Source organism: Blautia sp. SC05B48 (assembly GCF_005848555.1).
In the GTDB taxonomy this organism is placed as follows: domain Bacteria; phylum Bacillota; class Clostridia; order Lachnospirales; family Lachnospiraceae; genus Blautia_A.
The window spans coordinates 1,246,816-1,265,894 of the sequence record NZ_CP040518.1; the positions used below are offsets into that span (position 1 = coordinate 1,246,816).

Consider the following 19,079-nt stretch of genomic DNA (forward strand, 5'->3'; position numbering starts at 1 on the left):
CTCTTTCACATGCTTTGTTCGTCCTTTTCAAATATCAGAATCTTCTGCGTAACCTTTTTTGCAATCGGTAATAACGCCAAAAGTCTGTATGCAGATGAAAATAACTCCATGCCACGAAGAATATTATCATCTTTTATTTTATGATACCCTGTTGTCATATTCCCAAGGTCTTCAAAATGATCTGCACCGAAGACAAATTTTGAGCCTGTTTGCTGTATGGATTTTTCTATTCCTTCTTTCTTTATCCATGCCTTTGCCAGACATTCCATAAGAATACAGGCATTATCAAAGTTGTCCTTTATTATTTTTAATATCTTACCGTTTTCCTCTGCTGTCAGATACATTGATAATCCTTCAATGATAAAAAGCATTTTCCCCCGCACTTTTACTTCTTTTGACCATGCAGGATCAAGTGCAGAAATTCCTATCGTAGAAACACGTCCTGATTCCTCGAAAATCTGATTGCGGATTGCTATCGTTTCTGGCAGGTCCAGATTGTACCAGGTGATTTTACCATTATCCATACGATAAAATCTCGTATCCAGACCACAGGCAATATTAACCACCGTACAATCAGGATTTTTCTCTATAAAATTCTTTACTAATTCATCAAAAACTACCGTTCTGGCAATTACCCCTTTCCCCATCGTAGAATCCCTAGCCGCTGTAGAAAAATCATAATCAATTTTGTCGACTAATTCTACCGCCTTTGCATCATAGAATTTATTATGTTTACTTTTGGAATATTGGGCTCTGGCATAAAAGCTCTGGAGCATTGTCTCAGCACTGCCACTGATAGTAGGTTTTATTCTTTCACTCATACATTTACCTTTTTTGCAATATAATTAGTTTCGACTAACTTGATTGTAACACATTTTATGAAAATAAACAATTCAAATTGACGTGTCTTGGAAACAGGCCCCATAAACTTTCTCCCCATAAACTTCTTAAACTGAAATTTAGCAATTTCTAATTTTTTTGACGTTTCGGTTCATTAAATGCCTGCCAAAGTGTTTATATAAAAATGCTTTTATCGCAGACATTTCTTGATGGTGTACTTTTAGCAAGTCATCAGGCGAATCATAGACTCCAAAATCTTGATTAATTCCTTCACTCTGAATATATGTATTATTTCTATCAAAATCTATAATTGGATTTTTGAAGTCTTTTACGGCTACACCGTAACCACAAAATGCACCTTTACAATCACTATTTTTTTTCTGTAATTTTTGTAAATACTTTTTATCAAGAATAAACGCCTCTAACTCATACCATCTATCCTCAAAGTAAACTTCAACCCAACTATGAAATACATTTTGTGGTGCATTTTTATAGACAACCCCTGTCATTGCTCCCTTTTGTAATTTTTTATCAATGGTGAATCCATGTACCCTGCAAGGAATATTGCATGCCCTTAGTATTGCCATAAACAATGTTCCTTTTGTATTACATTGTCCATAACCATCTGCCAAAACCTTTGATGCAGGAACATTATCATCAATATTATATCCAAACAATATTTCATCCCTAACAAAATCATAAATCGATTTTAAGCGTTCAAATTCATTTATACTTTTCCATCTTCTTTCCCGAATTAACAGCTGTATGTTTTCGTTGGAATAATCTAACATTTTTGTTTCTTTTAAATATTTGTCCATAATGCACCTTCACAACTTCCGATTGAGATTTCACCTGTTTTAAGAGATTTAATAACTGTTATATTTTGTTATTAAATTCTCCGCAAACCATTGAAAACACTGGATTTGTCGCAGGTGAGCTTTCCCTTATTTTTTCCCTTGTGTTATATCGTCCCGTCAGTGTTTATGAACTCTGATAAGGGCAAAAAAATTATATAAAACAGTATAACATAAAATAAAAGTGACATGGTGGACTGATTGAAATGCTTCTTAATTTTTGCTACTAATGATTGATTAAATGATAAGGAGATGGGATACGATGAGAACAATATTTGCAGAATACAATCCACAACGAAACAGCATTGACATTTATACAAATGTTGGCTATATGCTTCGCATTGACTGCTGGGAAGCCGAAAAGGATCTAAAAACCACACCCGGATCAGACTGTGCATTGACTTCACTTGCAGTCGATGAACCACTTGAATATGCGAGATTATATCTTGAGGGCAATTTACAGATGTGGGTAGATACAGAAGATTCATTAGAGTTATAAAATGCAAGCAGCCTGTATGCTTCATTACACACAGGCTGCTTAATCAAATTTATTATAATTGATGAAAAATCGGTTGCATTTTGTCAAAAGTACAAAACTTTTTGAAACCAAATGCTTTTAATTCCTGTTATGATACTGAGGATATCCCAGCAATACTTGCTATCCCTGATACCTTATTCTTTCTACCAGCGTTTCCTTTTTCAGATTACTGCTTAAAACGCAGGAAAGCACAATCTGCAAAAGGCTGACCAGCAAAATCATAGCAAGAATTGGTGTAATTGGAACATGATAGATATTCATTCCAAATATTCCATTATGTTTTGCATAGGAAAAAAGTGCATAGCCGAGCGGCAGACCAATGATCAAAGCTACGCATATGGTGCCAACCGTAAAAATCAGTCCCTGTAACTGCAGGCATAAATTTAATTGTTTATTTGTCATACCCACAGCCTGCAATACACCATATTCCTGCTTTTTTGTCGTAATATTCATAATCATGGTGTTTGCCATATTCATAAAACCGATGAGTCCTACAACCGCCATAAACAGATAACAGCCAAGCTTCATCATGCGGGCTGCGACTTCTGCATATTGTAACTGCGCATGATAGGTATCCATTTTTATATGCGAAGTATTAGAAATCAAAGTATTCAGACTTTGTTCTACAGATGCCACATCTTTTTTATCACAGTCCACCCACAGATAGCCATAGGCTGTTCCTCTCGGATTCATGGAACGGTATACACCTTCCGGAATGACAAGATAAGTGTCCGCACTTGCAAAGGATCCTGCAATCTTTCCCTGATAGGTATAGGTTCCACTTCCATTCTCAAAGTCAAATGCAATGGATTCATCCGGAGCATATCCATCTTGTTCCATCCACGTTGACCAGCCAAAGAAAATATCACCATTCTTTACCGCCTGATCATAGTCCATAGAGCCAATATCCCCGTCCTGGCGCATAAAATCAAAATCATTTTTACTCACAATATCAGCCGGAAATCTTGTTCCGTTCAGATTTACAGAGACAATCTCTCTCGTCATGACATCTGTCACTCCTGGAATGCTTTTGATTTCTTCAATCAGCGAATCATTCAATAGATTATCCGTCAGAATCGTATCCAGATTATTCTCCGGATATTTTTCATCATACTCATCAGAATAGTCAAGCTGCAGTTCAAATTGTCCATGATTTATGTAACGACGTGCTTCATGCTCCGTGTCAATATTTCCCACATAATTAGAGATAATCACAAACAATGCGCAGGAAAGCCCCAGTGTGAGGATGGTACCAATGGTTCTTTTTGGATTACCCGTTATATTTGCCATTGCCATAGAAAACACGGTAACATTTTTTCTGCCATTTCGTTTTCCTTTTTTTTGTGTTTCTGCATTTTCTAAATACCGTGTTGCTTCGATAGGTGAAATCCGTGAAACAATTTTCATTGGTTTACGCAGTGCCAAAGCAACGGTAAGAAATGATACGAAAATACAGAGAAGCATAACAGGCAGGGAAAACAGTGACACCTGCTGATTTTGGACTCCCATAGAGTCAGTTCCGGTTGATACAAGGTTCCCCTGTTCTACCAGCCAGTTAAAACCGCATTTTGCAATCAGAAAGCCAAAAAGCAATCCAACCGGTATTGAAAAAATTGTCAAAAAAATGCCCTCTCTAAAGATCAGTTGTTTCATCTGCTTTTTTGTCGCTCCCAGAGCCTTGATTTTTCCATACTCCTGTATCTTGTTGGCAATACCGACCTGAAAAATATTATAAATGACCACAACAGAGAAAAGTACAATTGCAAGAATCAAAACCCCGCATACCGCAATCGTTTCATAACTCGGCTGCAAGACCCATTGCAAATAGAGATCATTGACTATAACGTTTTTTTCTTCGATCCCACAAGCTGCTGCAATCTGCTTTATAACCGAATCAATATTATTCATAGATACATTTGCAGAATCATTTAAAGTAAAATAAATATTATACTGTCTGTCATTCTCTGCGACGTGCTCATCATAAAACTCCTGTGACCCGAAAGCAACATAAGATGCCTCGATGGTATACTCATCCCGATCATATAGGATTCCGCTGACAACAAATTCTTCCGGCTTATATTCTGACTGCATCCCTGCGCGGTAATCCAGTGTAACCGTATCTCCGATCTTTACATCACCATACCCCATTGCACGAAAAAATGCTCTTCCTGCGGCAATTTCCTGCATTTTTTCCGGATACTTTCCTTCCTTCAACTCATATTCTTTATTATAAGGAAGCATTTTTCTAGCAGTCTCATCCATGCAGACAAACCCGCCTTTTTCATTGCCTTTTATGATACCTTCGGTGCACATAGTGCCTGTAGCATCTATTTCCGCACGGCGGTTTACTTCTTTTAACTGCGATCCGTCTGCGGAAACAAACAGACCATAATTGCTTCCATATGATCCTGCCGCCTGACTTTTCTGTAAATGAATTACCCCATTTCCCACAGTACTGATAATAACAAGCAGCATCGTGGTCAGACAGATTGCCATCATGATCAGTATACTTCTTGTCCTGTTCCTTTTGTCATTGCTATATGCAATCCTGCTTATTGTCTTCATCTGAAATCCACCACCTGTCCGTCCTCAATCACCAGAATACGGTCAGCGACCTGTGCAATTTCGTCATCATGGGTAATCATTACAATTGTCTGTCCATATTTTTTTGCTGTCATCTTAAGCAGAGCGATTACCTCATCACTGGTCTTAGAATCAAGATTGCCTGTCGGCTCATCCGCAAATATAATTTCCGGACGATTCACCAGTGCTCTTGCAATTGCTACTCTCTGCTGCTGTCCTCCGGATAACTGATTTGGCAGATTATAAATCCGGTTTTCAATCCCCAGAGTTGCAATAATATCATTTACATACGCTTCATCCACTTTTCTTCCATCCAGCCCCAGTGGCAGTACAATATTTTCCCAGACATTAACAGATGAAACCAGATTAAATGCCTGAAAAACAAATCCGATTTTTCTTCTGCGGAAAACAGCAAGGGCATCTTCCTTCATCCTGTATAAATCTTTCCCCGCTAAAGTAACTCTGCCTTTTGTCGGGGTATCAAGCCCTCCAAGCATATGAAGTAATGTACTTTTACCGGAACCTGACTTTCCAACAATTGCGACAAATTCTCCCTGCTCAATCTGAATGTCCACCTGATTGACCGCTTTGACCTGATTCTCACCTGCGCCATAAAACTTACAAAGCTGCTTGGTTTCTAATATCACACTCATGTGTTGCCTCCTTTTCAATTCTGTAAAGCGTACCTTTTCAGCACGCTTTCTTTGCCTGTTTATATATTTGGTCATTTTTCAACCTACATCCAAATTGTATCAGGATAATCTTTCATTTCACTTTCAAAAAACGAGCAGAAGTCTTACAGAATTGTAAGATTTCTGCCCACTTAAAATTTAACCAACATATGGTAATTGAATCACAAACGTGCTTCCTTTTTTCTTTTTGCCGGAGATTACCGTGATCATACCTCCGTGTTTTTCGATAATTTCTCTCGATAGAAAAAGTCCGATTCCCGTGCCACTCTCTTCCCTGACCTCCCTGGAACCCCCTCTGTAAAATCGTTGAAAAATTTTGTGATACTCATTCTGCGGAATACCGATTCCCTGATCCTCAATTTCCATTCTTACAAGATCGTTTCTTTTTTGTAACCGGATAAATATTTTTGAACCACCCGGACTGTACTTGACCGCATTATCCAGAACATTGATAAAAGCTTCACCAAGCCACCTTTTATCCTGCACAACCATGCATGTTTCCAGCTCTTTTGCATAGTCAAAAACGAATTCAATTTCTTTCTCATCCGCTTTTGGATAAGTACGGTTCACAGCAGATATGACAGTATCCATAAGCGGAAGTTTTTTCTTATTAATCTGAATCAGTCCGGTTTCCATCTTGGATATTTCAAGAAGCGACTGCAATAATGTCTCCAGTCCATCCAAAGCACTCCGACAACGAATACGAAACTCCTCCTGTTCTGTGGCACTTAAGTCATTCTGCATCAGCACACTAAAACATGTATCCAAAGCTGCAACCGGTGTCTTTAACTGGTGAGAGATATCAGAAACCATTTCTTTCGTGCTCTCTTTTTCTTCCCGTGCTTCTTCCTTTAGCAACTGAATATGATGTCCGATTGCTTCAAGCTGGTCATTCAATTTTTCCAGTTCAGCGAGATTTTCCGTTTTCAGTAAATCATCAAATTTATTTTCACGGAATCTGATCAGAATTTCTTCTAACTGGTCTAAAATTTTCTGATGACACGCATCTTCTGTCTTCTTCCAATAAAATAAAATAATCAAAAGAAGCACGCATATCACAGTGCTTACAGCACCGGTCACCATAACCTGATGCCGGAATTGCGAATAAAACACATTCCCTTTATTTCCCCAGTATCCATATTGCTCCAATAATCGCCTTCCCTGTTCGTTGGTTTCAATATCCTTATCCTTAAGCAATTCCGAAACAGCATCCAGCCCGGAAAATTTTTCCTTTGCTGCAATTTCTGTCATAAGATTCATTTTATATTTATAATCTTCATAAAACACATACGTGGTAAAGCAATTTAATATTGCAAACAATAATATGACAGGTAATACCAAGGAGAGCACTACTGTAATCTTCTTGCGATATCTCTTTGTCACTGCCTTACCTCCTGATTCCATATATACCCAAGACCTCTGATATTCTTTATATAGACCGGTGCAGCCGGATTGTCTTCGATTTTCTCACGGAGTCTTCTGATATTGACAGCGATTGTATTTTCATCCACAAAATCCCCTTCCAGATCAAACACATTTTCCAATATTTGTGTTTTTGAAAGAATCTGTTTCGGATTCTGAAGAAAAAAAGTCAGCATTTTCAACTCCGTTTTTGTCAGACTGATTTCACAACTCTTTATCAGGACTTTCATTTCTCCTGCAATAAATACGATATCTCCCGAAATCATCTTTCCGGCTTCCGTTTTCTCCTGTCTGCGGCGGAAATGTGCTTCTATTTTCAAAAGAAGTACCGAAAGACTAAACGGCTTTGTAATATAATCATCTGCCCCTGCTTCATATCCCATGACCTGATCCATCTCCTGATCTAGTGCTGTAAGACAAATAATATATGTATTATAATTGCATCTCATCCACCTTACAAATTCCAGTCCATTCCCATCCGGAAGATTCACATCACAAATGGTAACATCCACATTATTATCACTTGCAATTCTTTTCGCTTTTTTCATTGATTCTGCTGAAAAAACCTCATATCCGGATTTTTTCAGTGAGAATGTAATTCCACGATTTAAATTTTCATCATCTTCAACCACGAGTATACCTGGCATAGCATATGCACCTCTCTTTATTAACTATATATATTTAATATCAGAGTACTGCTTCTTCAATTCTCTCATCGTTTGTATCTCCAAAAGATAAAACAATGAAACTATCGTCAGCACTGTTATCCTCTGAAAGGAGTCGTCAAATATGCTTTTGCTTTTTCAATGCCGGAAGTGTGGCAAGTTCTTCTGTCGGAGTAAGCATTATACAGCGTCTGTTTCCAATATATGCTGTGTGAAAATCATAACTCCTTGCAATATAAACAGGCAAAGAATCCTGATGATTCCCTGCTTCATATTTTATAGAAATTCCGACTACGCTTGTAAGGATATTTCTTATTCCCCTTTTAACTTAATTTCTTTCATTTTAACATACTTCCATATAGTGTACAAATTGATTTCATAATTGTATGCCATGAAATATCAGCAGCGTAAGAATAATTTTTTTGATATGTTTTCCATAAATTTTCCATAACAGAACTTATTTCTATTTCATCAAATATTTCTCTTCTATCCCCAGAGTTTATCTGCTCCAATGTTCCACGTTTTCTTGCAGTTGCCACAAGTGCATTCCATAAAACTTGCTTTTTGAGTTGTTCTCCATACAACTTTTGTAAAATATAAATATCATAAAAATCTCTCATTCGTGTATTTGTAACGTTTCGGCTAATAACAGTTTCCAGTTTTTCAGCCAATACCGTTTCCAGATTATATGCCCATACCTCGATTGTGCGATCTTCAAGCATAAGATTAAATTTGTACTTGATTTCTCTTGGTGTGATTACATCCTCCACACTGACATTAGTGCCTTTTATGGTAGCTAATAGAATTGTATACTGTTTCAGCTAATTAATGTTTGCAGATTTCAGAGAGATTGTTTCTTTTCCCGCCTTTTCTCTGATTTACATCCCCAAATAAGGGGTGACAACAGAGCGGAACCCAAATGTTAACTGGACTCTTGAAAGACCATGTTTGCAAACCAGTGATTTTGATTAGCTGTCAGCTAACAAAAATCGGATTGTGTTAGCTGGAAATGGAGCATTTTGAATGGAATTTCATGTCACGAACGTGATTAGAAAATAAGAAAAGCGTTCGTTGTCAGCTAATCCAGCTAACATTTTCGAACGCTTTGAAGCCCGTCCATAAGAGGATTTGAACCTCCGACCCCTCGCTTAGGAGAGCTCCAACCTATTGTCACTCTCTGTCAATCTGAGGTAAGATAAACCCATATGGGACACTATTAAAAACTGTTTCCGATTCAATTTGAGTTATTCTGAATACCCCCTCTGTCAAGCTCTGTAAAGCTCTGAAAGTTAGCTGATTGTTTGCTTCAGCTAATAATTGGGGAATGCCTTGATATTACCATCGACATCTGTTATATGACCACCATGCTTCGTACGTTCGATCATGGTAAACAGTATTCAATTAAACTTCCTATCGAAAGCACAAGATATTTTCTTGTCTATAAATAATATAACGCATACGAGACGGTTTGTCCATGCGTTTTTGACTGGCAAATTTTATATTTTATTACGATATTTTTTTCAAAATCTTTTTCGCATTTGTCTTTGAAAAATCACTTAACCGATAAGATCGGACTCTTGTCTTTACAATGATTGGAATTAACAAACCATTATTTACCAGCTTTGCACATCGATTAATAATCGTTTTGTTGGTTACACCTAGCATTTTGCTGACTTCAATTGGTGTAAACTCATATAATCGCTTTTTTAACAGAAATGCTAAGAATTCTTTTTCTTTTGCATTTAAATAAGATAGACTTCCATCTAACTCGTCGTTTTCGGATGTTTTTGATAATTCATATACCTTTTTAGAATACAATTCCATCATCCGCAAAAAATAATTGATCCAAATTTCCGGATGAGGAGGGTTTTCTCTTCCTGAATAATATAACGCCGGTAACCCCATTTGCAGTGATGCATAATACTCATCTGGATCATAGGCAAAATATTCTTCCAGAGAACCTATTCCATTAAAACCATATCCATAATAATCAAGAATATAGCCTGACATTAATCTGGCGGTTCTTCCATTTCCATCTTCAAAAGGATGAATGGTAACCAATTGATAATGAACTACAGCAGCAATAATCAGCGGATGATCATCTGTAGTATTTACATATTCAACAAGTTCATCCAACAAGTCTGGAATATCAATATACTCTGGTGGAATATATTCCGCTGCGCCTGTTTCGGAATCATATACTGCGAATAACATTCCAGGTGGCATAGGGCCTCTTAAGCCTATCTTTTCTTTTGACGCACCTTTTTCAACCATTGCCTGCACTTCTAAAATCATTTCTTTTGAAAAAGCTTCTTTCTTTTTCAGTTTTTCTTCTAAAAAATTTAAAGCCAAAAAGTAATTACGAACTTCCTGTTCTGGCTTTAAAAAATGTTTGTGAGGATCACTATCAATAGCCTCATTTGCCTGTTTTTCAGTTAATGGATTTCCTTCAATCTTATTAGAAGCATAGGAACTTTTTTTCTTAGAGTTTTTTCTAAGTCTGTTTTTTATAACAGGTGGCATTTCTATCGTACTAAGAGAAAAACGCTTTTCGTCTATTTCCGATATTTTTTTTAAAATTTCATTTGTTAACGTAACCTTAATCACATGATCCACCTCCATTTCATCCATATATTATATCGTTTTATGAATTGTTTTTCCACTAAAATTACACTATTTTTTCACTATTTTTCATTACTTCATTGTCTTCGCCAGCGAATTGAGTAATGCCCGCATCTCTGGATTTGCCAACACTTTTGCCAAAAGTTCAGGATCGACTTCATCAGCAACAGTTGCATTATTATTTTCCTGCTGTACATGCATCTGTGGATCCAGATTCTTCTTCTCATAAAATGCTTCTTCAAAAAGCTCTGCATTTTTCCTTCGGTCATCATCCAGAATATGAGAGTACACATCCGTAACCATATTGACCTGAGCATGGCCGGAATCACCCTGTACCGCTTTGATGTCCCCACCATTCAGTTTCAGCTTATAAGTAACGCTGCTATGACGGAAACTGTGAAATACAACCGGTGGGAGATTATAGTCCTCGATCAGTTTTTTTAAAGGACCACGGATTGCTCCATCTCCGAGAGGAAGCCCAAAGGTACTTGCCATAACCAGGTTATAGTCCATATATTCATCACCAAGAATTTCTTTCATTTCATCTTGCTCAGCTTTCCAGTCTACCAGCATATTAGCAACACTCTTCGGTAAGAATATTTTACGCACATTGCTTTCTGTCTTCGGTGTTTTCAGAATACGGACCGTAGAATTCTTCCTATGATTTGTCGGAAATACCAACAACACATCTTTTCCATCCAATGCATTTAAAGATTCTTTTCTTATACGCTGTGATTCTTTGTTGATGAAGACATATGCACGGTTTTCTTCAATTGCCTCATGAGAAATATCTACACAATCCCAGGTAAGACCAAGCAGCTCACCAAGTCGCAGAGAACATGAGAAAGATAGATTAATTGCGAGCTTTAATCGTTCATCTTCACAGACACTGAGCGCATACATCAATGTATCCGCTGTCCAGATGTCTCTTTTTTGTGATTTATGTTTTGGTACAGTCGCATGGGTGCAAGGATTCTTCTCCATCAACTCCCATTTCACTGCCTGTTCGAAACAGTTCCTGAGCAGCTTATTAACATCCCTGACCGTACTGGACGATACAAATTCATTTCGACTGGTTTTATTTAATGGATTGATAACTGCACGTCTCTTCAAAAGACTCTGATAATATCTTTCGATGAATCGGGTATTGATCTCTGAAAGTTTCGTATCACCAATAATTGGAAGAATATAGTTATTGATAAGAGAGACATTTCCTTCATATGTAGAAAGCGCCCAGTTTTCTTTTCCATAAAGTGCAACATACTCTGTAATAAGCTCATCCAGTGTTTTGCATTTACGAACGACAAATGATCCCATCTCTTTTTATATTCAATTTCTTTTTTTCTTCTCTTTGCTTCGGCTTTCGTTTCATAGGTTTCCCATTTCTGTTTCCTCTCACCTTTTTCATTCGTATAAGAATAGATTACATTAAATTTTCCGTTTCGTTCTCTTATTGATGCCATATTATTGCATACTCCTTTCCAAATCTCTTTGCTCCATCCAGTCCTCAAATTCATCCCGACGGATTCTAACTCGACTGCCAACTTTTATTACTGTGAACTTTCCTGTATCCGCCCACTTGTTGATCATGCTTCTGCTGACCTTTGCCAGATAGGAAGCTTCATCAAAAGTAAGATACTTTATATTTCCATTGCTTCCTCGTATTCCGGTCTGTGATAATTTCTTCCGCCGGTAATTAGCCAGAGCAATATTTTGTTCCTGTGCAAGTTCTTCATAATCATTCGATGGATCCAGCTTATACCGATCCTGACCTTTCAGGAATTTTTGAAAACTCTCTTTTGTGATCCTTTTCTTTTCTGCAATCACAATGAATTCAAAAAAATGACTATACTTCGGATTATCAAGAATTGTATATACTGAGCTTCTGGTTGTTCCTAGCAGCTGTGCCATCTCTGGCATCGTAATAGTTGCATCTTCCAGAAGAGCGTCCTTTTCTCTGTCTTCCTTTGTCCGATACCGGGACTGGCTTTTATACCAATTCTGAAAAGATTCTTTTGGTATACGTTTCCAGTAATCGACAATAACAGCTTCCATTTGATTTTTCTTGAGTAAATCATAAACAAGATATTCATCAACACCCAACAGATCCTCGACTTCCTTAACAGAATAGGACCAGGATTTCAATTCTTTCCCCGGTTCTTCTCCGGTAACTTTATAGTATTTAATCTGATTGGCGTACCATTTTTCAAAGCTGGCAATATTGATTCGTATCTTTCCGGCAATCTCTTTTGATTCAAAAACATTTTTATGCACCAGCCAGTATCGATCTGTCTTTTTTAATCCCAGTAGCTTTCCCATTTCCGGCACGGTCATCCAGGTCCTCTTTTGTGTTGGACGCCGTTTATAAGGACTTTCTTCTGATATCTTCGAAATGATTTCTTCAACATCGTCCGTTTCCGGAACTTCTTTTTGTTTCATAATTGCTGTTGCCATTTATTCTTCACTTCCTGTCTTTTTTAGTGTTAGTGTTTTTTCTTATATCATATCTCAAATCCAGATAAAAATTTAGGATGTCGATTGCAGACAAAATCTGCCTGATCAACACCCTGTTTTTTACTGTTCCAAGTTATCGAGCCAGTCATCGAAACTCTTCTTAGAGATGCGATACTTTCCGCCATCCAACTGGATCCACCGGAATTCCTTTTTCTTCAAAAGGTTATAAATAGTAGGTCTGCTGACTCCTAAGATTTCCTGTAACTCCTGAACTGTATAACATCTTTTCTCTGACATTTCTTTATCCTCTTTTCTTTGAAATATGAAAGAAAAATTATCCCTTCATATAACGAAACGCTCAGAGCATGTTTTACAGTGGTCAAAAGCAATCTTTTTGAAATTTCTACATTTTTCTTGAAATTCAGTAAAGAATCGGGTTGCCTTTACATAGTTTCCACTTTCGAAAAAATGAAAAAACTTCAATTTCTGAAAGTGGGTGACTATATGAAAACAGTCACGAGAGCAAAATATCTCGATAGAATCATTGAACTGAGTCTTCTTGCGAGTTTTTTAAATACCACTCGTAAGAAACTCGTAATATTAGATTTTTCAGTAAAGAAAAAGAGCATATGGAATTGAATCCATACACTCTATGATTACTGGAACTTTATTTCATTTTTAATTCAACAAACTTGAAGTTGTATGGCCCAACCCCTTATCGGCCTGCTGCGGCTCGTTTATAAAGTAGCCCCCCTTTTATAAGTAACAACAGAAAAGCCACTGTTACTGCATATGCTTCTCTCGCAATCGACAAAAACAAAACAGTAATAATACTAAGCCCAACAGATAAAAAAGTAATCGCCTTTTTTCCCTTTTCAAATTTGAAATTGACCATTAAAATCTTCACAATTCCAACAATCGTTAATGCGATAAAAAGACCCCAATATGTCGTACAAATCCAAATTTCTTTATCTACATACTCAATAAGATTGACCGAATAGATATATCCGCCAACCGGTTTGGGATACAATGGAAGAAAAATAAGCATCAAAGAAAGCAAATCGGCAAATCCAAATAACAAGTCACATAGACCGCCTAGGTTTGACTTGTTTTCTTTTTCCGCAATCAAAACCAACTGATTTCCAGATAACAACTCATCAATGGACACAGAGAAATATCTGGATATTTCCTTTAATGAATCTATGCTTGGATACCCTCTTCCAGATTCCCATTTTGAAATTGCAGTTCTGGAGACAAATAAAGCCTCGGCCAGCTCTTCTTGTGTCAAACCTCGGCTCTTTCTTAATTCCTGAAGCTTTTCATGGAATTCCACTTCCTGCACCCCCTTTTTTATATCATTTTTTTATTGACAGCATAACTACCGCCTTATAGACAGTAAATAATCCGGCACTTAACAATACGCCGCCCACAATATCCGTAACCCAATGTACTCCGGAAATCAATCTGCCGATAACCATGAATGCCGAAAAAGCGATTGCCAGAATCGTAACGATTCTTTTCACTGCAATGCTTGACAGTCTACGCTGAATCTGTTCAATCAAAGTCGGCATCACACACAATACCAGTAATGTCGTTGAAGAAGGATAAGAAGCCTCCATAACTCCATTGATTAAAATCGGTCTGTAATTGATTGAGATCATTTCAAAAATCAAATATGCCAGTATCACGACAACATAGTAAACTCCAAGGATAATGATATCTGGATCCACTTTGAAGAGACTTCTTCTCTTTATTAACTGAACCACTCCAATACCTGCAAAAATCAGGCATACAACTAAAGGAATAAGTCCCATCCAATCGGTAATCGTATAAATTGTCATATTGACACCTGCCAAACGATGAAACCAGCAATTGAATGTTGCAAATCCAATATTGGTTCCGTTCTGACCCAGCGGCTGCACGTCTACCATCTGGATCAAAGCTGTCCATACTGCAAACGCTACAATAAGTATTCCTCCAAATAATAAAACCTGTTTTCCACTTTTTTTCATCATTCTACGTCCTTTCTATAATTGGTTTGTCTTTTCGACAGTTTCACCTTATCAAAAAACGTAAAATGACGAAAGAATCGCTCTTTCACATGTGTGACACGATTCGTATCATCCCCGCAAATGCGCAGTTTTCACTATATTTTCCAGAATATCTATTCCTACAAATTCCGATTTCTCAGTTTCAAAAACTGGAAGTTATAAACATCTTTGCAAATATACCATATCTATTAACTGTACACCACACTCATAAATTGGGTGGTCATAATTGTCCGTAAAGAAATTCGGAATATTGTGAGATCGGACAAATCCGCATTTTTCATAAAACGGTACGGTCAACGGGCTGTCACCTGTTCCAACCTGCAAAATAGAATATTCATCTGCATATTTACTTGAAAGGAAGTCAATCAATGCTTTTCCATATCCCTGTCCTTGATTCTGAGGATCAACTGCAATATTTTTAATTTCAAGTATTCCATTATCTTCATCAGTAACGACACATTCAGCTTTTACATTACCATCTTCAAGTACATACATAGTACCTTTTTCAAGATAGTGATCAATCATATTTTCCTGCTCATCAGCTAATAACAATAATGCTATAAATTGCTTTTTATTCTCATTCACTTCTCGGATTTTCATATTTATTACTCCGTCAAACTTGAATTTCTATTTGTGTTGCCATGTCATTACATAATCTTTTTCTTCGGTAGCCTCATCTAAGCCACTATGCTGAATCTCAAATCCTTCTCTCTTATAAAAAGATATTGCCCGTGCGTTCTTTTGGTATACGTTCAAGTACAACTTATTCATTTTATCCTTTGCATAATTCAGCAGAATTTTACCTAGACCCTGCGATTGCATTTCACCAGAAACAAAAATGCCCTCAACATATTCATCATTTAACCCTAGGGTTAAACTTAACTACTATTTTTTCTTTGCGATATAAAATACATAACTGTAATAATCTACTACTAATCTAAAATAAAGCGATTATAAGCTATCCTTTTTCCTGTGTTTGTTTTAAAGTTTTCATCTATACACTTTTTTATCTTTTCCTGTTCTTTTTCTTTATCCATAACCGTTAAATTTTCAAGCAAATCAGCTTCCCATTGTATTTGAAAATCAAGTCCATCAATTTTAGATGGAGTATGATGGTTGCCTATTATAAAGCATATTCTATCAATATTTTTGTTATAGCCTACCTTTTTTAATATTTCTTTCGCTACTTCTGGTCCTTCCTTTTCTTGATAGACACCATCAATAGAACCGTATTTTTTTTGTGCTTCAACCGCACCAATATCATGTAGTATAGCAATAATACTGATGAATTCTTTTTCTTCCTCTCCGATATTTTCTCCTTTCATTATATCTTCTGCATTTTTTAAAACTTTGAGAGTATGCTCTATGCCAAAAGGAATTTCTTTGAATACTTCTTTCATCTCTATAATAATTTTTTCTTTAAACATAAATTACCTCCATTTATACCTTATAGGTGTTTTAGTTCTATCTATCCACTTTTTTGTTCGCCGATACAATCAGCATCATGGGACGGCGCATTTCATCCTGCATCCCCGGAATATCCATCATGTATTCCGGCGGCTGCGGCTCCACAATATGATTTATTATAAAACCATTTGAAAGCAGTGTATTTAGATATGTGGTCAGTGTTCTATGATATTTTGTAACCTTTTCTCCCAAAAACACAGCTGTCCGTTTGCCCTCATAATAATAATTATCCACCGGAAAATGCAGTATTTCTCCTTTTTTGTTATAATGCCAGTCTTGTGTTCCATAGGCAGTAAAAACAGGATCTATGTTTTACCTTCCCAACTTCTAATTTTTTACATCATATCCCAAAAGCCTTGTCGTACTCAATAACTCCATTTAATTTGTTTTGACTTCCGTTAAGATTAAGTGCCATAAAACTTTCATCGTCAACTTCAAATGGCGCTTTTATTCCACACTCACTTGCCGGAATATATCCTGCCTTTGGATAGTATTTGGAATGTCCCAAAACAACTGAATATTCATATCCCAATTTATGTGCTATACTGTGTCCTTCTTTCATCAAAGATAATCTGATTCCCCTGTTCTGATAATCGGGTAATACAGAAAGAGGGGCAAGCGCAAGAACCTCAACCCCTTGAACAACTGCTTTTGTAAAAAGAATATGTCCTACAATTTTTTCGTCCTCGACAGCAACAAGAGAAAGTTCCGGAATAAACGATTTGCTTTTTCTTAACGCAGCAACTAAGTTCTGTTCATTTCCATCTGTATATTCAGCATTTTCAAATGCTTCTTTTACAACATGATATACCGTATCATAATCTTCTGGTCTTTCTTGTCTTATAATCAAAATAGATACCTACATAGTTTTAAGCTTTTTACAATTACAGGAAATGGCAAATCTACTATCTACCTCTCAATTTTTATGGCTCTGACAATGATAATATCCGGGATTTCTTTATTAAAATAGCATTCTTCGTAAAATCCGTCTATGACAAATCCGGTATCAAAACACAGATTAAAAATATCCTGTAAAGAACGATGATAATAACATTGTTTTTGAGGCTGTCCTTCAATCGCAATATCGTAATAGCTGTGCGGCGTCATATATTTTTCTGTAAGCGTTACAAAACAGGGGTGCTGTGTCGCAAATACAAATACTCCGTTATCCTCAAGCAATTTATAAACAGAGGTAAAAAGCGGCTTAATATCGGTAATATCCATGACCGCCATATTGGAGACTGCTTTTGTAAACGGCTTATTTCTTTTTAATGCCATCAGACTTGTTTCATTCGTGGCGTCTGCTACACAAAACTCAATGTGATCAGCATACCGTTTTTGGCGCTTTTTTGCCAGTTCCACCATTTTCTCACTATAATCAAAAGCCAAAACAGAGACAGCTTTTTCTGCAAGATATGCAGAATAATTTCCATTTCCACAGGCAATATCTAAAATATAGTCTGTTGGATCAGGATTTAGAAGCTCTGTTACTTTGGGGCGGACAACTTCTCTGTGAAAATCATTTGATTCATCCCCCATTGCACAATCCCAAAATTCAGCGTTTTGATTCCAGATTGTTTTACTTTCTTCCTTTGAATACTGCATAATATCCTCTTTCTGCAAAATTACTTTTTCTCCTTCGCCCCATGGCTCCTGAAATGCGTGATAATGATGTTCCAATATTTCATCTGTTATCACAAACGGCGATTTTCTCAATTCTCCAAACTGAAAATTTGACTTGCCTATTTTCTTAAAATCTCATGTGGAGCTTCTATTTCATTTGCCAAGGTATGCTCTGTTAATTCTGACATCAATTTCAATTTTTTATTAATCAATGGTCGCATACAATTAGGAACATGTTCCTGATGCGCTCTGTGGATTGCTACACATTCCTTACAGTTTCCGTGATAACGACAGGCTTTCAGGCAAGGACAGTGATCTTTGTCTTTATACTCCTTACGAAATTCCGCTGCAAATTCTTCTTGCAGTCTCAGTCCCTCGACACGGTTTCCCTTATGAAATTCTACCATTGCATCCAGTTCTTTCTGGTTCCCTTCAATCTTCATGTTATTATAGCGCCTCCATTTCAACTATTCCTCATTTTCTGATAAATTCCTATTTGCATTTCCATTCATTTTAAAAATGGGCAACTCCGATTGGAATTGCCCACTCATTGCACTAATTATGCGATTTTTTCTTGCTTGCACCGATTTCTGCATCAATTGATGTAAGTTTGATGTAAATCGCTGTTTTTTTAGTTTTTTATCAAATGAAGTACGTCCCGTCTATTCGGTAAAACGGTACATCTTTACATCATCTTAATAGAGCTTTGCACCTGCTGGAATGTGGTCATCAACCATCAGAAGATGGAGCTTTTCTTCGCCTTCTTCTTCGTGGATAGCACTGAGGAGCATACCGCAAGAGTCAATGCCCATCATAGCTCTCGGTGGAAGATTTGTGATAGCAATAAGAGTCTTTCCAACCAGTTCTTCCGGCTCATAAAAGCTATGAATACCGCTTAAAATGGTTCTGTCTGTGTCTGTTCCGTCATCAAGAGTAAACTGTAACAATTTCTTTGACTTCGGTACTGCAACACACTCTTTAACCTTTACTGCACGGAAATCTGACTTGCTGAATGTATCAAAATCAACAAATTCCTCAAATAAAGGCTCTACCTTTACCTTAGAAAAATCAATCTTTTCAGACTCAGTTTTTACATTTTTTTCAGGTGCTTCAGAAGCTGTATTATTTACATCATTTTTCTTATTTACACCATCTAAGGACTTCATTGTCGGGAATTTTTTTGATTTTTCTTCATTCCTCTTCGTGATTCTTCGCTGAGCTATTCCTATTAAATTGTCTTCTCTTCATCACCGTTCATGATGAATCAT

General features: G+C 36.9%; 19 protein-coding genes and 3 pseudogenes. 1 reads left to right on the forward strand and 21 read right to left on the reverse strand.

Annotated features, from left to right (window positions below; genetic code table 11):
• Positions 1-5: 5 nt before the first annotated feature.
• A complete protein-coding gene (locus EYS05_RS05680) occupies positions 6-821 on the reverse strand; it encodes a class I SAM-dependent methyltransferase (protein ID WP_118516081.1) in 816 nt (271 codons plus the stop codon).
• 138 nt (positions 822-959) lie between these two features.
• Positions 960-1,658 carry a transglutaminase-like domain-containing protein gene (locus EYS05_RS05685; RefSeq protein WP_138276781.1) on the reverse strand — a complete coding sequence of 233 codons (699 nt, stop codon included), beginning with the start codon at positions 1,656-1,658 and terminating at the stop codon, positions 960-962.
• A 298-nt stretch (positions 1,659-1,956) separates the two neighbouring features.
• Here EYS05_RS05685 and EYS05_RS05690 point away from each other — a divergent pair, with 298 nt between their 5' ends.
• A complete protein-coding gene (locus EYS05_RS05690; protein WP_117824044.1) occupies positions 1,957-2,193 on the forward strand; it encodes a DUF6061 family protein in 237 nt (78 codons plus the stop codon).
• A gap of 159 nt (positions 2,194-2,352) precedes the next feature.
• On the opposite strand, the gene EYS05_RS05695 is transcribed toward EYS05_RS05690, so the two are convergent.
• The 19 genes and pseudogenes from EYS05_RS05695 to EYS05_RS05800 all read right to left on the reverse strand — a co-directional run.
• Positions 2,353-4,797 carry an FtsX-like permease family protein gene (locus EYS05_RS05695; RefSeq protein WP_138276782.1) on the reverse strand — a complete coding sequence of 815 codons (2,445 nt, stop codon included), beginning with the start codon at positions 4,795-4,797 and terminating at the stop codon, positions 2,353-2,355.
• On the reverse strand, positions 4,794-5,468 hold the full coding sequence (locus EYS05_RS05700) for an ABC transporter ATP-binding protein (RefSeq protein WP_019162957.1): 675 nt from the start codon (positions 5,466-5,468) through the stop codon (positions 4,794-4,796). Before EYS05_RS05700 ends, EYS05_RS05695 begins: the two co-directional genes overlap by 4 nt.
• 177 nt (positions 5,469-5,645) lie before the next feature.
• Positions 5,646-6,911: a sensor histidine kinase gene (locus tag EYS05_RS05705; protein WP_118516084.1), complete on the reverse strand. Its 1,266-nt coding sequence runs from the start codon at positions 6,909-6,911 to the stop codon at positions 5,646-5,648.
• The gene (locus EYS05_RS05710) at positions 6,887-7,576 is read right to left on the reverse strand and encodes a response regulator transcription factor (protein WP_138276783.1); all 690 of its coding nucleotides are present in this window, start codon (positions 7,574-7,576) and stop codon (positions 6,887-6,889) included. Before EYS05_RS05710 ends, EYS05_RS05705 begins: the two co-directional genes overlap by 25 nt.
• Positions 7,577-7,932: 356 nt before the next feature.
• A complete protein-coding gene (locus EYS05_RS05720) occupies positions 7,933-8,364 on the reverse strand; it encodes a nucleotidyl transferase AbiEii/AbiGii toxin family protein (RefSeq protein WP_227752376.1) in 432 nt (143 codons plus the stop codon).
• Between the two features lie 736 nt (positions 8,365-9,100).
• Complete coding sequence (locus EYS05_RS05725) at positions 9,101-10,201, reverse strand: Fic family protein (RefSeq protein WP_195588334.1); 1,101 nt, start codon at positions 10,199-10,201, stop codon at positions 9,101-9,103.
• Between the two features lie 87 nt (positions 10,202-10,288).
• Positions 10,289-11,679, reverse strand: a pseudogene (locus EYS05_RS05730) (tyrosine-type recombinase/integrase).
• 1 nt (position 11,680) lies between these two features.
• The gene (locus EYS05_RS05735; RefSeq protein ID WP_138276784.1) at positions 11,681-12,670 is read right to left on the reverse strand and encodes a helix-turn-helix domain-containing protein; all 990 of its coding nucleotides are present in this window, start codon (positions 12,668-12,670) and stop codon (positions 11,681-11,683) included.
• A gap of 120 nt (positions 12,671-12,790) precedes the next feature.
• Positions 12,791-12,967 (reverse strand): helix-turn-helix domain-containing protein, encoded by a 177-nt coding sequence (locus tag EYS05_RS05740; protein WP_003864535.1) that lies wholly within the window; start codon positions 12,965-12,967, stop codon positions 12,791-12,793.
• Between the two features lie 418 nt (positions 12,968-13,385).
• On the reverse strand, positions 13,386-14,003 hold the full coding sequence (locus EYS05_RS05750; RefSeq protein WP_138276786.1) for a helix-turn-helix domain-containing protein: 618 nt from the start codon (positions 14,001-14,003) through the stop codon (positions 13,386-13,388).
• 22 nt (positions 14,004-14,025) lie between these two features.
• On the reverse strand, positions 14,026-14,685 hold the full coding sequence (locus EYS05_RS05755; protein ID WP_138276787.1) for a phosphatase PAP2 family protein: 660 nt from the start codon (positions 14,683-14,685) through the stop codon (positions 14,026-14,028).
• 192 nt (positions 14,686-14,877) lie between these two features.
• Complete coding sequence (locus EYS05_RS05760) at positions 14,878-15,321, reverse strand: GNAT family N-acetyltransferase (RefSeq protein WP_004613236.1); 444 nt, start codon at positions 15,319-15,321, stop codon at positions 14,878-14,880.
• 27 nt (positions 15,322-15,348) lie between these two features.
• Positions 15,349-15,543: a GNAT family N-acetyltransferase gene (locus EYS05_RS05765; protein ID WP_138276788.1), complete on the reverse strand. Its 195-nt coding sequence runs from the start codon at positions 15,541-15,543 to the stop codon at positions 15,349-15,351.
• A 110-nt stretch (positions 15,544-15,653) separates the two neighbouring features.
• On the reverse strand, positions 15,654-16,148 hold the full coding sequence (locus EYS05_RS05770) for an HD domain-containing protein (protein WP_008981870.1): 495 nt from the start codon (positions 16,146-16,148) through the stop codon (positions 15,654-15,656).
• A gap of 37 nt (positions 16,149-16,185) precedes the next feature.
• Positions 16,186-16,491 (reverse strand): annotated as a pseudogene (locus tag EYS05_RS05775) (class I SAM-dependent methyltransferase); the annotation flags it as partial.
• Between the two features lie 37 nt (positions 16,492-16,528).
• Positions 16,529-17,038: a GNAT family N-acetyltransferase gene (locus EYS05_RS05780; RefSeq protein ID WP_023924065.1), complete on the reverse strand. Its 510-nt coding sequence runs from the start codon at positions 17,036-17,038 to the stop codon at positions 16,529-16,531.
• Between the two features lie 59 nt (positions 17,039-17,097).
• The gene (locus EYS05_RS05785; RefSeq protein ID WP_138276789.1) at positions 17,098-17,793 is read right to left on the reverse strand and encodes a class I SAM-dependent methyltransferase; all 696 of its coding nucleotides are present in this window, start codon (positions 17,791-17,793) and stop codon (positions 17,098-17,100) included.
• Between the two features lie 137 nt (positions 17,794-17,930).
• Positions 17,931-18,254 carry a hypothetical protein gene (locus EYS05_RS05790; RefSeq protein WP_004613237.1) on the reverse strand — a complete coding sequence of 108 codons (324 nt, stop codon included), beginning with the start codon at positions 18,252-18,254 and terminating at the stop codon, positions 17,931-17,933.
• A gap of 252 nt (positions 18,255-18,506) precedes the next feature.
• Positions 18,507-18,986, reverse strand: a pseudogene (locus EYS05_RS05800) (lysine--tRNA ligase); the annotation flags it as partial.
• Between the last annotated feature and the right edge of the window lie 93 nt (positions 18,987-19,079).